Raw genomic sequence first — 15,273 nt, forward strand, 5'->3', positions numbered from 1 at the left:
CCCGCTCATTGAAAGATGGGCGGCACGACGCTGTTCGCCGGCGAGCCCGCGACCGTGGGCAGCTTGACCACGAACACGGTGCCGCGCGGCTCGTTCGGCTCGATGCGGACCGTGCCGCTGTGCGCCTCGACCAGGCGCTTGACGATCGAGAGGCCGAGGCCCGTGCCGCCGTGCTCCCGGGTCGAGCTCTGATCGATCTGGTAGAACGGGTCGAACACCTTCAACCGCTCGCCAGGAGGAATGCCGATGCCCGTGTCCACGACGCGGATCTCGACCGCCTGCTGGAGCGGCGCGACGAGCACCAGCCCGGGGAGGTCGTCCGTGTCGTCGCTCACGGCGCGCGCGACGAGCTGCACCTCGCCCCCGGCCTCGGTGAACTTCACCGCGTTCTCGACGAGGTTGATGAACACCTGCCGCAGCCGGTCGCTGTCCCCGAGCACCGGCGGGAGATCGCTCTCGGCGCGGATCCGGAGCTCGACGCCCTTCTTCGAGGCGGCCGGCGTCATCGTCGACGCCGCCTCGACGAGCACCGGGCCGACCGCCACCTCGGTGCGGTGCACGATCAGCGTGCCGCTCTCCAGCTTCGAGAGATCCAGGAGGCTCATGATGAGCCCGAGCAGCTGCTCGCTCTTCGACCGGATCGTATCGATGAACTCGCGCTGCTCACCGGTCAGGGGCCCGCCGATGCCCTCGGCGAGCATCTCGCTGTAACCCATGATCGACGTGAGCGGGGTCCGGAGCTCGTGCGACACCGTGGCGAGGAAGTTCGACTTGAGCCGGTCGAGCTCCTTCAGCCGCTCGTACGCCTGCTCCAGCTCGGCGTTCTTCTGCGAGAGCTCACGGAAGCTCTCGCGGATCGACGCGACGTGCATCGTCGACGTGAGGAGCGACTTGTGCCCGCTGAACAGGATGAGATCGAGGACGGCGCGGAGGTGATCCGCGATCTCGCCGAGCCGCTCCGGCCGGAGCCTCGGCAGCCGCGGCAGCCCCTCCGCGGCGCGCGCGAGCTGGGTCTGCGCCGCCGCCGCGAGCTCGGCAGCGGGAGGCTCATCGACGCCCTCGGGCAGGTACGGGCCGAGGATCGACCGGCCGATCGCGCGCCCGTCGTACTCGATCGGGAACACCTGGTAGAGCGCGCCGGCGAAGCGGGGATCCGCGTGCTCGCCGACGGCCGCCGCGCCGCGCCGCTGCGCCCGATCCGCCGGCGCCGCGCCGGCCCGTGCGGTCTCCGGCTCGTCCCCGACCGGGTCGGCCGGCGGCGCGAGCGTCGCGAGCGCGCCGGACTCCGCGAGCGTCGCGCCGCTGATCGACTGGATCCGGATCGGCAGCCCGAACAGCTTGTGGAACGAGGCCGCCATCTCGCCGAGGGCCTGGCGATCCACGAGATCCTCGAGCGAGAGCGGGCCGATGCCGACCAGATCGACGACCGGTGCAGCCGCAGGGGGCGGCAGCGTCGAGGGCTCGGGCGCGCTCGGCGCTCCGTCGCGCTTCGAGGAGCTGGGCGCGTCCGCGACGCGGGCCGACGGCAGCGCGGAGCTCGGCACATGGAGGAGATCCTCGTCGTCGAGGCCGAAATCAGCCGGCGTCCCCTTGTGGGCGTCGGGCCTCATGGAACGATCCGGGAGCTCTTCTCGAGGCTGCCGCCCATGCGCCTCGCCAGGAGCTCGCTCACCGAGCTCGTCACACCGAGCTGGCGCACCGCGCTGTTGAGGAGCTCCTCGCCGCTGATCGACAGCCGCTTCGAGAGCTGGTGCGTCTGATCGAGCGTCTCCCACGTGAGGTGGAGCAGGCCCATGAACGTCTCCACCGTGCCCATGCCGCGGGTCGCGATGGCCCTGTATACCGGCTCCTTGCCCCGCGCGGCGAGGCGCGCCAGCTCCTCGTCGCTCCGGATGTCGGGGAGGTCGCGCTTGTTGAACTGGATGACGAGCGGCATCCGCGCGAGATCGAGGCCGTTCTCCCGCAGGTTCTGGCGAAGGTCGAAGAACGCGTCGGCGTTGCGCTGCGTCTCCGTGAGCTGGGAGTCGGCGATCAGCGCGACCCCATCCGCGCCCTGGAGCACGAGCCGCCGCGTGGCGGCGTGCATCGGCTGACCGGGCACGGTGAACAGCTTGATGCGGAGCGAGACGTCGCCGTCCTTCGCGCGGAAGGTGAGCGGCAGGAGATCGAAGAACAGCGTGCGATCGTCCTGCGTTTCGAGCGTCATCAACCGTCCGCGAGCGTCCGACCCGGCGAGCCCGTGCAGCGAGACGAGGTTCGTCGTCTTGCCGCTGAGCGCCGGGCCGTAATAGACGAGCTTGATCGTCACTTCACGGGCTGCGAAGTCGAGCTGCACAGCCGCATTCTCGCATGAGCGCCGGACGATTGGATATGGCCACGGCGCCCGGCCGAGCCGGGCAGCGCCTCCTCCCTTGTCAGGAGGCGTGCGCCTCGCTCAGGCCGAGCCGCCGGGCGCGTTGGGCACGCTGGACACGGGGGGAGGGATCGGCATGCTCTCGCCGTTCTCGACGGTCCAGAGCGCGCTTCGCAGCCCCTCCAGGCGCCCCGTCAGCGTCTGGAGCGCCTCGGCCTGGGCGTCGCACGCCTTGAGCTGGCTCTCGCTGCTCGGCTCGGAGCGGACCCGCTCCTCGCGGGCCGCCTTGAGCACCTCGATGACCTCCCGGTGCAGCTCCTGGCCTGCCGTGACCACCCACGCGTCGAGCCGGCTCGCGAACTCCTGGATCATCTCGTCGAGCTTCGGCCCGATCCGGGTGGCGGCCTCGCGCAGGGCGATCGGCGCCATCTCCTTCGCCTTCTTGCGGGTCTCGGCCTCGACCTTGTCCTTCACGTACACGGCCAGGACCGGCGCCGCGAGCGCCAGGATCCCGCCGAGCAGGGCGTTCGTGAACATCACGCCGAGGCCGATCGTGAAGAGCGCGAAGACGCCGACGTCGTAGCCGAACGTGTCGACCTCGACGTTCGGCGTCTTCACGTCGCCCCCGAGCGCCTCGCTGACCCGCTTCGCCACGTCGTGCGCGTCCTCTCGGACGAGCGCGATCGTCTTCTCGGCGAGCGCCTCGAGCGCCGTGGCGATCTCCTTCGTCTCGGCCTGCGCCCACTCGGCCAAGGTGCGCTCCAGGAACGCGCCGAGGTAGACCTTGATCTCGTCGGTCTGGGCCTCGTCGATGATCGCCGGCAGCTGCCGGAGCACGTCGTCGACGAAGCGATCCAGATCGCGGCGCACCCACGCCCGGATGGCGCTCACCTCCTCGCGGATGCCGGCGCGCCGCTCCTCGATGGTGCGCGACTGGCCGGCCAGATCCTTCTCGATCATCTCGATGCGACGGCTGAGCTCTTCGCGCGACATCGCGGCCGCCCGCCGCCGCGCGTCCACGCCCTTGCCGAGCAGGCGCGAGGACTCGAGGCCCTCGCCGAGCGCGTTGTCGAGCAGGATGCGCCCGCGCTCCTCGGCGAGGAACCGGGTCAGGTGATCGAGCAGCTCCGGCATCCCGCTGCCGGCCCGGTCCGCCTCCAGCGCCCGCTCGCTCGAGATCGGGAAGACCACCGGCGTCTTCACGAGCTTCCCGAGCTCGCTCCGGATGTAGGCGAGCGCCTCGACCTCCTCGTCCTGGCTCCAGATGTCGCGCTTCGTCACGACGAAGAGGATCTTGTCGCGGGACTGCCCGAGCAGCTTGTCCTGGAGGAAGACGCGCTCGCTCTCCTTGAGCGGCTGGCCGGCGTCGATGAGGAACAGCACGGCGTCCGACCGCGGGATGTAGCTGTAGGTGATGTCCGCCCGCTGGAGCGAGAGATCGTTCACCCCCGGGGTGTCGACGAGGACCACGCGCTCGCGCAGGAGCTCGGCCGGGTACCCTACCTCGAGGAATTTGACCTCGCCGGCGCTCGACGAGCGCTCTCCGCCGACGGTGAACGCCCGCACGTCCTCGAAGGGCAGGCCCACGCGCTCGCCCGACGCGTAGACCACCTCGGCGCGCGGCTCGGCCGCGTACTCGAGGTGGTGGATCACCGCCGTCGTGGGCGTCACGCCGACGGGCAGGATCGAGGCGCCGAGCAGGGCGTTCACGAAGGTCGTCTTGCCGTGGTTGAACTCGCCGACCACGACGAGGTGGAACCGATCGGCCTCGAGTTTCTTCACGAGATCGTTCGCGATGCGCGTCGCGACGCTCTTGGCGCCGAGGGCCTCGGCGAACTCCACGAGCTCCCGGAGCGCCCCGGTCACGTCGTCTTTGCGGCTGTGGAAGGATTCGAGCATGTGCGTTGGACCTCGGCCTTGGGTCGGGAGCCAGGAGGAGAGAGCCCCTCAGCCCCAGATCTTGATGACTTCGTGCACCTTCTCGTCGACCTCCTCCATGGAGAGGCCGCCCGCGCCGAGCCCGGCGTGGCGCTGGTAGAGCTCGCTCTCGGCGAAGGCCCGGAGCGCCAGGACGCGCTTCGGCAGCCACGGGTGGTTGGCCGTGAACTCGGCGAACCTGCCGATGCCGCCCTTGCCCTCCTCGTGCTGGGCGATGAACGCCTCGAGGTTCAGCTCCTCGTAGAGCTTGGTCGAGCCGAGCGCGAGCTTGGTGAGCGCGCGCGTCGAGACGTCGAGGCTCTTCGCGCAGAGCAGCCCGGCGCGGTCGCAGGTGACCTCGGCCCGGCGCGACCAGCCGGAGAGCGCGATCATCGCCGGGCCGACGATCCACTTCACGAAGACCGACGCCATCCGCGTCAGGTAGTGCATCGCGGTCAGGTAGACGACGTGGCTGTTGTGGATGTGGCCGCACTCGTGGCCGATGACGCTGAGCAGCTCGTCGTCGGTGAAATGGTCGACGAGCGCCGAGTGCACCATGATGAACGAGTCGTCGTTCGTGCCGTAGGTGGCGGCATTGAGGTAGGGGCTGTTGACGATGTAGAGCGTCGGGGTCGCGATCCCGAGCGTGTCGGCGCAGCGGAGCGCGAGGTTGTGGACGCGCGGGAACTGCGTGGGGCCGACCTTCACGGCGTGGCCGAGGAGCTCGTTCTTGCCGACCGTCTTGAACAGCCTGACCGCGGCGGTCACGGCGAGCTCGACCGGACGCATCTTCTCGAAGGCGAGCCGCGTGTTCTTATCGGACACGTAGGCATACGCGTTTCCAGCGCCGTCCCCGCCGCCCGCGCGCTGGCCCTTCCGTCTCTCGATGAAGCCCTTGAAATCGAGCGTTCCGACCTGTGCCATCCGGCGAAGGTAATGGCCAGGCCGCGGACGCGCAACGCCGCCCTCGCCCGGCGCCGCGAACTTAACGCAAAATCACGGGGCGACTTTCGCGCACACCCGCGTCGGACGCGAGCTGGCGCAAATCAGGCGAGAGCAGACGTGAGCAGGCGTGAGCTGACGCGATCAGACGCGAAGCAGCGCGAGCAGCCCCTCCGGGCCGAGGCGCTCGAGCGTCCGCTGCCGCGCGAGGAAGCGCCGGAAGTCCTTGTAGACACCGCTGCCCTTCGGGCGGAGCTCGAAGTCGGTGATCCGCGTGATGGAGAACCTCAACGCGGCGACCAGGCTCTCGTGGAAGATCCGGCCGCGCTCCTCGGTTGAAAGCGGCCGCACCGACGTGTAACCGGCGGCGAGCGCGGCCGCGAGATCCGGGTCGAGGTCGTCGCCGAAGCACCACGCCAGCATCGTGACGGCGAGATCGAAGACGGCGCTCCCGCGCGAGGCGCTCTCGAAATCGAGCAGCGCCGAGATCTCGCCGTCCTGCCAGAGCACGTTGTCGCGGAAGAGATCGCCGTGGATCAGCGTCTCGGGTCCGGACGTCCGCGGCGCCGCGGCGCGCATCCGCTGGAGCCGGCCGGTGAGCTCGTCGACGGCGGCGGCCACCTCGGACGGGAGGGTCGAGGCGGGAGGACCGGCGGCCTGCGCAGCGCTCGCGGCGGGTCCGGGCGCACGGAGGCCCTGGAGCCGCTGGTCGAGGCTGTCGAGGTCGAACCGGCTCGTGTTCGCCCCCTCGAACGACGCGCCGACGAGGTGCACGCGCGCCAGGGCCGCGCCGACGCGACGGGTCGCGTCGGGCGTGACGCGCGCCTGGCAGAGCGAGTCGCCCGCGACCCACGGGAACACCGCGACCGGCTTGCCGGCGTGCTCTGCAATGAACGCGGCGCCCTCCGACCCGGACGCCGCATCCCGGCGCCGGAGCGGCTGCGGCGTGGCGACGCCGCTGGCCGCGAGGTGCTCCAGCATGTGCGCCTCGCGCGAGGCCGCATGGAGCTGCTGCTCCTCGTAGACCCGCAGGAACGCTTGCCCGCGGCCGTCGGCGAGCGTCAGCGCGAAGTTCGAGTTCACGCTCCCGGCGAGGAGGCCGCGCACGTCGGCGATCTCCAGGCCGTAAAGCGCGCCGATGCGGCGGGCATCTGCGAGCGAGAGGGGGGTCAGGATGGCCATCGTGGGCACGGTTGCCACGGCTCGCGCGCGGCCTCCACAGGAACCTGGAGGAGCACGCCGGGCGAGAGACGCGACGGGGCGGGAATCGGGAGAGGGTCGACGGAGAGGAGAGGGTCGACGGAGAGGGGGCCGACAGAGGCGAGCGACGAGGCGGAATGACGAAGGGGGAAGGGGAGGGGGGAAGCGACAGAGGGGGGAAGTAGAGAGGGGGAAGAGGGAGGGAAGAGGAATGAGGAGCGACGAGAAAATGCGCGCCCCGCGTGAAGATCCGCGGTGGCCCAGGTCGCAGACCGGTTCCGCGTGCGTTATGAATGAGCGGGAGCAACATCCCCTTCGACTATCGAATGCCCACCATCTACGGAAACACCACCGGACTCAGCCCCCTCGCCACCAAGACCCTAGAGCGCATCTACCGCCGCAAGGTGCCGCTCGCGAGCCTCGCCACGCCCGAGCTCATCAAGGCGCTCGCCGAAGCGTCGCACGAGACGGGGCGCCAGGTCGGCGCCCTGGTCCACCGCTCGGGCGAGGTCGACTATGTCGTCGTCGGCGACGCGACCCGGCTGATGCTGCCCGACATCGGGCGCCTCCGCGCGGCGCAGGGGCGCTTCAGAGCGCTCCGGCTCGTCCACACGCACCTCTTCAACGAGCCGCTCACGCGGGACGACCTTGTCGACCTCGTCCGCCTCCGGCTCGACCTGGTCGCGGCCGTGCAGCTCACCCCGCAGGGCGAGCCGAAGACCATCCAGTACGCGTACAACGTGCCGGTCCGCGGGAAGGAAGCGGTCACGGTGACCGTGGACGACGCCGACGGCGACGCCGACGGCCGCGGGAAGGCGGAGCTTCCGTACCGGACCGTGGGCCCCGTCGCGGTCGGCCGCGTCGACGTCGATTTCGGCGCGCTCATCCAGGCGCTCGAGGACGAGTTCGCGAAGCGCTCGCGCACGCGGTCGGTTGCCGCCAAGGACGGCCGGGCGATCCTCGTGCACGTCGCCGAGAAAGCCAAGACGGGCGCGCTCGCGCGGGCCGAGGAGAGCCTGCGCGAGCTGACCGAGCTCGCCGGCACCGCCGGGGTCGACGTCGCGGACAGGGTGCTTCAGCTGCGCGACCGCATCGATCCGCGGCTCGTGCTCGGCAAGGGGAAGCTCGACGAGGTCGTGCTGCGCGCCTCGGAGCTCGACGCGGAGACGCTGGTCTTCGACCGGGATCTCACCCCCTCGCAGGCCTCGGCGATCGCGAAGCACACGGACCTCAAGGTGCTCGACCGGACGCAGCTCATCCTCGACATCTTCGCCCAGCGCGCAGAGTCGTCGGACGGCAAGCTCCAGGTCGAGCTGGCCCAGCTGAAGTACACGCTCCCGCGCCTCGGGCAGAAGGACGACTCCCTGTCCCGCCTGACCGGCGGCATCGGCGGGCGCGGCCCCGGCGAGACGAAGCTCGAGATCGGGCGCCGCCGCGCGAAGGAGCGCGTCAGCTTCCTGGAGGCGCAGCTGAAGCGGCTCTCCCGGCAGCGCGAGCAGCGCCGCCGCCGCCGCGCCCGGCTCGGCGTGCCGGTGGTCTCGATCGTGGGCTACACGAACGCCGGCAAGAGCACGCTGCTGAACACGCTGACCGGCGCCGATGTGCTCGCCGAGAACAAGCTGTTCGCGACGCTCGACACCCGCTCCAGGCGGCTGCGCTTCCCCGAGGAGCGCGAGGTGGTGATCACCGACACGGTCGGCTTCATCCGGGAGCTCCCGAAGGACCTGTTCGCCGCCTTCCGGGCGACGTTCGAGGAAGCCGCCGACGCCGACCTCCTGCTTCACGTCGTGGACGTGAGCGATCCCGCGCGCGATCAGCACATCGAGACGACCGAAGCGCTGCTGACCGAGCTCGATCTCATCGGCATCCCCCGCATCCTGGTGTTCAACAAGGCGGACCTGATCGCCCCGGAGGAGGGGCGGCGGTCGCTCCTCGGGCATCCAGACGCGGTGCTCCTGTCCGCCACGGACAGGGAGACGACGCGGGAGCTGCTCACGAAGCTCGCGGCTCGGCTCAAGAGCCGCTGGGACGAGGCCGCGACGGTGCCTGCCTACGAGCCCGAGGCCGAAGGCGTCGAGCCGGAGGACGGTGGCCTGTTCGAGGGAGAAGCCGAGTCGATGACGGTGCTCGGTCCGCCATCGGGCGCCGGGGAGATCCGCGCGCGTGTGAGAGGGACGTTCGAGGCGTGAGCTCCGCCGGGCTCCTCGAGGAGCCCGGCGGGAGCCGAGGAGAGCTCAGGGCGTCTGGATCTCGTCACACGTGAAGACGGTGCCGAGGCAGTTGCCGCTCGCGCACTCCACGTCCTCGCCGCACCGCTCGCCGGCCGCCAGCTTGCAAGCGCCCTGGCCGTCGCAAACGTTGACGTCGCTGCAGTCCGTCCCGTCCTCGCCGCCGAGCGGGACGTTCGAGCACGTGCCCTCCGACCCCTCGACGTTGCAGGCCTGGCAGGCCGAGTCGCAGCCGGTGTCGCAGCAGACGCCGTCGACGCAGCTACCGCTGCCGCAATCGGCCGCGTCCGTGCATTCCTCACCGTTCGCGGCCTTGCACTCGCCCATGGCGTCGCACGCCTGCTTCTCCTCGCAGCCGAGGCCCGGCGTGCCCGCCGGAGCGAGCGCGCAGGTTTCCGCGTCGGCGTCGCAGACATGGCACTTCGCGCACTCCGTGTCCTCCGAGCACTCGGCGAAGCACGCGTTGGCCTCCGTATCGCAGGCGAACGTCTCGCACGACGTCGCCTCGCCGGGCTTGCACTCCACGTCGGTCCCGTCGCAGGTGCCGCGGGCTGTCTGGACGCCCTCGGAGCACGTCGCCTCGCCGCACTCAGCCTCGGCCTTCGAGGGGCCGCACGTGCCGTCCTCGTCGCCCGACGCCTTGAGCTCGGCGGTGCAGGCGTCGCATTCCTCGTCGCAGGCGGCGTTGCAGCAGACGCCGTCGGCGCAGGAGCCGCTCGCGCAGTCGTCCTCTGCCTTGCACGCCTTGGCGATCTCGCACTGCGGGCAGGTGGTGCCACCGCAGTCGACGTCGGTCTCCTCGCCGTTCTTCGTACCGTCAGCACAGCCGTTGGTGACGCCTTCGTCCCCCGGGATGCGCGAGCGGTCGACCGTGGCGATGAGCTCGCAGCCCATCCCGAGGGTCGAGAGCGCGCCGGCGCAGAGCGCCATCGCGAGAAGGTACTGGTTCTTCCACATAGTAGTCCCCTTAGAAGGTAAACCGCGCGGCGGCGCCGCCGCCTGTCGGGCTGACGAACGGAGTGACGAACGCCCTCTTCGTCACGCTCGAAGCTGCGGCCTTCGGTTCGGCCGTCGCGTCATCGGTGAGGAGCAGGACCGCGCCGGTGACGCCGAACGTGAGCGCCACCGCGAAGGACATGTCCGAGATGAGCGCGAAGCGGTCGACGCGATCCGCGGCGTCGGTCGTCGGGCTCTCGTCGAAGTCGCCCTTCGCGCCGAGCGCCTGGATGCCGAAGATCGTCCCGACCACGACGCCGGCGCCGGCGAGCCCGAGGGTCACGTAGGCCGGCACCCGAGAGCGCGGCTCGACCGACGGTGCAGGCGGCGGCGGCTGAGCCGGAGGCACCTCGGCGGCGGGCGGCGGGGTCGGAGGCTGCGCCGGCGCCGCAGCGACCGGCGCAGGCGCCTTCGGCGTCAGCGCGACGCTGACCTCGCGCGTCTCGGCGAAGGTGACCTCGAGCTCCTGGCTCGCGTCGGCGAACCCCTCGGCCGAGACGGTGAGCGTGTGCTTGCCGGGCGGGACCGAGAGCTCCTGGCCGGTCTGGGCCACGCCGTCGACCGTGATCTTGAGTCCCTGCGGCGCCTCCGGAACGGTCGCGACCTTCACCTTCGCCGGCGTCTTCTTCAGGGACTCCACGCGCCCCTGCGCCTCGGTGATCTTGTCCTTGAACTTCTCGGCGTCCGGCTTCGAGTCGAGGAACGACTGCCACGCCGCGACCGCCTCGGTCACGAGCCCCTGCTTGTCGAGCGCGAGGGCGAGCTTGTACTTCGGTGCGGCGCCGGGCACGTGCTCGTCCGCCTGGCGGTACAGGCCGGCCGCGACGGCGTACTCGGCTTTCTCGAACCTGGCTTCGGCTTCCTTGTAGAGCTTCTTCGCCTCGTCCTTCTTCTGCTTTTCCGTCAACGCCTTCTTCGGCTTGGTGATGGTCACCTTCGCCGCGGGCTCGGCGGCCTTTCCGGGCGCCGCCGTCGCGGGCGTACCGGCCGCAGGCGGCGTCGCGCCGGTCGCGGGCGGCGCTGCGGCGGGGGGAGCCGCCTGCGCCGCGGCTGCGGCGGGCTTCGCAGGAGCCGGCGTCGGCGCGGCCCCGGCGGGCGCCTGCGCAGATACCGGACTGACGTTCGTCAGCGTCAGGAGCCCAGAGACCATCGCCGCCGAGGTCAACATCGTCAGCCGGCCCGATCGTGAACGCATACCGTAAGCCCTCCTCCGCGGATAGTGTCGCGTGGGCGCCCACTTAAGCCTTGAAGGCCGCTTTACACAAGGGTTTTCGCGTTCGTTGGGTCGCGCGCGCCCTCACGTTCGCGGCGCCGGCGCCCCGGCTCGACCGCTGCGTCTCCGGACATCAAGGCTCGTCGCCTCGCTCCAGCCATGGAGGGAACCGAAGCCTCGCCTCCAGGCCAAAGCCCGAGGTGGCCTGGCGCATTCGCGCGGCCCGCTCGGCGCCACGAGGGAGGCTCTCGCGGAGCCGCCGCAGCGCCTCGATGTAGCGCGCGAACCGAGGATCCGAGAAGAGCGCGCTGAGGTCCTCCCGGATGCGCCGTATCGTTCCTGGGCTGACGCCGTGGCTGCTGAAGCTCATGGTCAGTCCGGAGGCGGAGACCACCGAAGGATTGACGAAGCTCGATACCTCCGGGCGATCCAGCGTGCAGACGAGGCGTCCGGCGTCCGCGAGCTCGCGATGGAGGCGCCGCGAGAGCGCGTCGTCGCCCGGCGCGAGGAACACGATCGCCGCGCCGGCGAGGTCGCCGTCCGCGAACGGCCGCCGGTGCAGCTCGAGCCGCCCTTCCCGGCTGGCGCGCTCGATCGACGCGTCGACCTGCCCCGGCGCGACGACGGAGACGCGGGCGCCCGCCGAGAGGAGCCGCTCCACGGTGTAGGGCACCTCGCCATCCGCGCCGATGACGAGGGCCCGCCGGCCGTTGAGGTCGAGCGCGATGGGAAAGAGGCGCATGAGGGTGGAGTAGACACGAACGGGGACGGCCGCGCAGCGATTGTAGACCGGCGGGCGCGGCGCGCGTGACGGCGGGCGAGCTCGCCGTCCGCGCGGCTCAGCGGCCGGGGGGGCTCCGGGGCTGCGGGGGAGGGCTCGGCGGCGGAGCCGGCGGGAGGAAGGCCTGCGTGCGAAACGCGAGCTTCCTGTCGGCGTTGCCGATGCGCGTAACGAACAGGCCGACGAAGGAGCCGAACAGCGAGTCGCCGGGGCCGATGGCGGTGGAGCCGGGCGGGCGGGTGACCCACCGCTTGATGCGATCGAGCATCTCGGCGCTCATGGGGTTCACCTCGACCAGCACGGCGACGAAATAGCGGCTGCCGTCGCGGACGAGGGACCGCTCGACGAGCGGCAGCTTCCGGGCTTCAGCGCAGTTGCGGAGCACGCCCTCGACGTTGATCGCGACCGTGCTCGACGGACTTCCCGCCTGGATCAGCTGGATCCGGAACACCTCGTCCCAGAGGTCGTAGACGATCCGGCAACTCTTGGCGGCGAGCGCGACGGGGTTGCCCCCGCTCTCGTGGAAGAGGTAGCCGCGCATCGTGATGACGGTGGGGAGCCCGCTGAGCAGCTTCTTCGAGATCTCGCCGTCGACCACGTCGCGGAAGCCGACGGTGAGCTGCACGATCGTCTTGTCGAGCGAGAGGCTCGCCACGCGGATGGGCAGCGCGGCCGGCGTGCCGAGCGCCTGTTGCGCGTCTGCGTCAGCGATCTCCTTCGGCCCCTGCCGGCCCTCCGCTCCGCCGGGCCCCTCCTGGGCCGCCGATCGGCGCGCGCCGAGGGAGAGCGCGGCGAGCAGCGCGAGCCCGAGCGCCGCGGCGCGACCTGCGCCCGGGCAAGTCATTTCCGCTCACCGCGCCGCGCTGGGATCAGCCCGAGCAGGTTCGAGAAGGCGAGCGTCACGCCGCCGATCGCCGTGTCGACCCGCAGACCGAGGTTGTAGGTGATGTCCACGGGCACGCGGGCGAATCCCTCGTATCCGGTCGGCGCATCGGTGAGCTCGCGGCGGGTCGCCAGCCCGTACAGGCCCGCGGCGCCGAAGAGGTCGACGCCGTAGATCGAGCCACGGCCGGCATAGACCGGGATCCGGTACTCCGCCTCGAGCTTCGCGGCGAAGTCCCCGTACCGGACCTCGATGATGTCCGTGCTGAGGAAGTTCGGCGGCTGCCTGCGATCTGGGGCAAGGTCGAGCAGCCGATCCGGCAGGAGATCGGTGAGATCGCCGACGTAGAATTTCTCGAAGAAGGGCGCGTCTCCGGCGACGGCGCCGGCGAACGCCTCCACGCGGAGCACGTGACGCAGCGGGAGGCGGAACCAGCGTTGCGCGGCGAACTCGAACCTCTGGTAGCCGTAATCGCTGCCGAACGGCGGGACGCCCACCGTGACCGAGACGGAGGCGAGCGTGCCCTGCGTCGTCAGGAAGGGCGCGTCGCGCGTGTCGTAGTCGATCGCAGCGCGCAGCGACGAGAGCACCGTCTTGCCGCCCAGGATGTCGAAATCGATGGGCTCGCGGCTGTTTCCGCGCATGTGGGAGGCGACCGTGGGCACGGTCGCGTCGATCTGCTCCAGGTGGTAGTCGAGCGACAGCCGCGAGGAGGAGGAGACGTCGTGGCCCGTTCCGAGCGTTGCGCCGAAGCGCTTGTAGGCGACGACCGCGTATCCCGTGACCTCCCGCTGCTCGAGGAGCGGGGACTCGAACGAGACGTCCCGGTTGCCGAAGAAGTCGCGGGCGTCGTTGTAGAGCACCGTCACCGTGGCCGACCAGCGGGTCCCGACGAACGCGGGATCGACGAAGCGGGTCCTCAGGGCGAGCTGGTCCGCCGCGAGGCCGACGCCGGCGCCGAGCGTGATCCCCGTCCCCGCGAGGTTGGTCTCGGCGACCTGGACGCCGGTGAACGCGGAGAGCGGCCGCGCGTTGCCTGCCGTGTCCTCGTCGGCCGCGATGCCGAGCCAGAGATCCTGCACGACGAACGTGTTGCGTTCGACGACGTCGATCACGAGCGTCGCGCTCCCGCGCTCGGCCCCTTTGCGGAGCGACAGCCCGATCGAGGTGAAGAACCCGGTGCCGAGGAGGCGGTAGCGCGTGAGCTCGATTCCCGGATCCTCGACGTCGAGCACGTCCCCCGCGCGGAACCTGACGTAGCGGAGGATCACGCGCGCGGCGGTGCGCACGTTGCCTCGGATCTCGATGCCATCCAGGGTGTACCGGACGCGGTGCCTCTCCTGGGGCGTCGCGCCCGCGGACAGCCCTGCCGCGCGGGTGCGCGCGACCGCGTGAGGTGGCGGCTCCCGCGCCGCGGGCCCTGCAACGGCGGCGTCCTCCGCGCCTTGACCGAGCGCGCGACCCGGGTGCGACCCCACGAGCAGCGCGCTACAGAGCGCGAGGAGCGCGCGGCGGAGCACCGGGGGCAGGGGAATGGCGGGGGAGCGTGAAGAGCTCCGGAATCGAGGAGGATTCACAGGATCCCTGCGACGCCGCCGGAGCCTCCTGCGACTTCAGCGATGCGCCCTTCGACGACGCACCGTTCAGAGACGCACCGTTCAGAGACGCACCGTTCAGAGACGCACCGTTCAGAGACGCACCGTTCAGAGACGCACCGTTCAGAGACGCACCGTTCAGAGACGCACCGTAACACGACCGACTCCTTCTCCGGCGGGATCGGCCGCGTTGAGCTCGACCACCGGCGCGGCGTCCTCGGCGACGGGGTCCGGAGGGGCATGGCGCGACGGCGTCCCGCGGCGGATCCGTGCCCCCGCAGGCTCGTGCTGCTGCCGCGGTGGCTCGCGCGAGGTCGGGGCGGCATCGGTGTGCTCCGCCAGCACGAGCAGGTCCAGCCGGGCCGGTGTCGGCTCGAACAGGTGATCGGCCGCTGCGAGCAGCAGCGTCCGGACCTCGGTCCGGACAATCGCGTCGCGCGTCCAGCGCGCGCCGGCGCTCGCTGCGATGGCGCGGGCCAGGAGGAGCTCCGCGCGGCCGCGCACGTCCGCGGGGATCCAGTCGGCGATGAGCGGATCCGCGAGCATGGAGAGCGTCCTGCGCAGCGCGGTGACGCGGCGGGGGCCGAACCGCTCCGGCGCGCGCGCCGCGTGGCGCGCGAGGCGCAATGCCCTGCGGAGCGCGCGCCTCGCCGCCGTGCCGACCACGGCGCCGCGCACGGTGAGCCGCTCGCGCGGCGCATCGAGGGCGCGCAGCACCGCGGCCAGCGAGAGCCCTCCCGCGATCACGAGCGCCACCGTCGCGGCGGTCGCCCCGACGCCGTGCAGCTTCCAGCCGCCGGTCGCCGCGACGAAGGCGCAGGCGGCCACGAGCAAGAGCCCCAGCGAGCCCAGCGCGCCTGCCACATGCGAGCGGTCGCGCCAGGAGCCGCGTTCGCCCTGGAGGAGCCGGGCGTAGCCGTCGGGCGCGATGAGCCTTCCGCCGCTCGGGATGAGGCCCACCATGGCTCGCCGCGCCGCGCGCCCGAGGCCGACCTCCAGCGGGCCGAGCTCGACGCCGGGCGGCTCACGGAACGGGCTCACGCGTCCAGGATAGCCCATCCCTCGCCGGCGCGGAGGGCGCGCCGCGGAGCAGCGGTGACGGCGGTGGGCGCGCTTCGTCCGGCGACGCAGCGCGCGACGAGCGCCCGGGTCGCCCAGCGGAGCG

The 15,273-nt window shown here is 71.4% G+C and carries 13 protein-coding genes and 1 pseudogene; 2 read left to right on the forward strand and 12 right to left on the reverse strand.

Annotation, left to right across the window (positions count from 1 at the left end; genetic code table 11):
* Window positions 1–5: 5 nt before the first annotated feature.
* From WMF36_RS02295 to WMF36_RS02315, 5 genes are all read right to left on the reverse strand, one after another.
* The gene (locus WMF36_RS02295) at window positions 6–1,610 is read right to left on the reverse strand and encodes an ATP-binding protein (RefSeq protein WP_437577925.1); all 1,605 of its coding nucleotides are present in this window, start codon (window positions 1,608–1,610) and stop codon (window positions 6–8) included.
* Window positions 1,607–2,335, reverse strand: a complete 729-nt coding sequence (locus tag WMF36_RS02300) for a GTP-binding protein (RefSeq protein ID WP_437486028.1) — start codon at window positions 2,333–2,335, stop codon at window positions 1,607–1,609. The genes WMF36_RS02295 and WMF36_RS02300 overlap by 4 nt, the downstream gene beginning before the upstream one ends.
* A gap of 99 nt (window positions 2,336–2,434) precedes the next feature.
* Window positions 2,435–4,252, reverse strand: a complete 1,818-nt coding sequence (locus tag WMF36_RS02305) for a dynamin family protein (protein ID WP_437577927.1) — start codon at window positions 4,250–4,252, stop codon at window positions 2,435–2,437.
* Between the two features lie 48 nt (window positions 4,253–4,300).
* Entirely contained in the window at window positions 4,301–5,194 is an 894-nt protein-coding gene (locus WMF36_RS02310) for a M48 family metallopeptidase (RefSeq protein WP_437577928.1), read from the reverse strand.
* A 162-nt stretch (window positions 5,195–5,356) separates the two neighbouring features.
* Window positions 5,357–6,412, reverse strand: coding sequence for a homoserine kinase (locus WMF36_RS02315; RefSeq protein WP_437577929.1), 1,056 nt, complete (start codon window positions 6,410–6,412; stop codon window positions 5,357–5,359).
* Between the two features lie 326 nt (window positions 6,413–6,738).
* Between WMF36_RS02315 and hflX the strand changes: the two genes are divergently transcribed.
* Window positions 6,739–8,601, forward strand: a complete 1,863-nt coding sequence (hflX, locus tag WMF36_RS02320; RefSeq protein ID WP_437581842.1) for a GTPase HflX — start codon at window positions 6,739–6,741, stop codon at window positions 8,599–8,601.
* Window positions 8,602–8,646: 45 nt separating this feature from the next.
* Here hflX and WMF36_RS02325 read toward each other — a convergent pair whose 3' ends face one another.
* The 6 genes from WMF36_RS02325 to WMF36_RS02350 all read right to left on the reverse strand — a co-directional run bounded on the left by WMF36_RS02325 (window position 8,647) and on the right by WMF36_RS02350 (window position 14,220).
* Complete coding sequence (locus tag WMF36_RS02325; protein WP_437577930.1) at window positions 8,647–9,597, reverse strand: hypothetical protein; 951 nt, start codon at window positions 9,595–9,597, stop codon at window positions 8,647–8,649.
* A 10-nt stretch (window positions 9,598–9,607) separates the two neighbouring features.
* Window positions 9,608–10,831, reverse strand: a complete 1,224-nt coding sequence (locus tag WMF36_RS02330; protein WP_437577931.1) for a PEGA domain-containing protein — start codon at window positions 10,829–10,831, stop codon at window positions 9,608–9,610.
* Window positions 10,832–10,982: 151 nt separating this feature from the next.
* Window positions 10,983–11,591 carry a precorrin-2 dehydrogenase/sirohydrochlorin ferrochelatase family protein gene (locus WMF36_RS02335; RefSeq protein ID WP_437577933.1) on the reverse strand — a complete coding sequence of 203 codons (609 nt, stop codon included), beginning with the start codon at window positions 11,589–11,591 and terminating at the stop codon, window positions 10,983–10,985.
* Between the two features lie 97 nt (window positions 11,592–11,688).
* Entirely contained in the window at window positions 11,689–12,474 is a 786-nt protein-coding gene (locus WMF36_RS02340) for a hypothetical protein (RefSeq protein WP_437577934.1), read from the reverse strand.
* Complete coding sequence (locus WMF36_RS02345; RefSeq protein WP_437577935.1) at window positions 12,471–14,033, reverse strand: BamA/TamA family outer membrane protein; 1,563 nt, start codon at window positions 14,031–14,033, stop codon at window positions 12,471–12,473. The genes WMF36_RS02340 and WMF36_RS02345 overlap by 4 nt, the downstream gene beginning before the upstream one ends.
* Window positions 14,002–14,220 carry a pentapeptide repeat-containing protein gene (locus tag WMF36_RS02350; RefSeq protein ID WP_437581843.1) on the reverse strand — a complete coding sequence of 73 codons (219 nt, stop codon included), beginning with the start codon at window positions 14,218–14,220 and terminating at the stop codon, window positions 14,002–14,004. Before WMF36_RS02350 ends, WMF36_RS02345 begins: the two co-directional genes overlap by 32 nt.
* Between WMF36_RS02350 and WMF36_RS02355 the strand changes: the two are divergent.
* Window positions 14,186–14,263 (forward strand): annotated as a pseudogene (locus tag WMF36_RS02355) (hypothetical protein); the annotation flags it as partial. The gene WMF36_RS02350 and the pseudogene WMF36_RS02355 overlap by 35 nt on opposite strands.
* On the opposite strand, the gene WMF36_RS02360 reads toward WMF36_RS02355, so the two are convergent.
* Entirely contained in the window at window positions 14,247–15,149 is a 903-nt protein-coding gene (locus WMF36_RS02360; RefSeq protein ID WP_437577936.1) for a hypothetical protein, read from the reverse strand. The pseudogene WMF36_RS02355 and the gene WMF36_RS02360 sit on opposite strands and share 17 nt — an antisense overlap.
* Between the last annotated feature and the right edge of the window lie 124 nt (window positions 15,150–15,273).

The sequence above is a fragment of the Sorangium sp. So ce887 genome, assembly GCF_051521455.1.
Classification (GTDB): Bacteria; Myxococcota_A; Polyangia; order Polyangiales; family Polyangiaceae; genus Sorangium.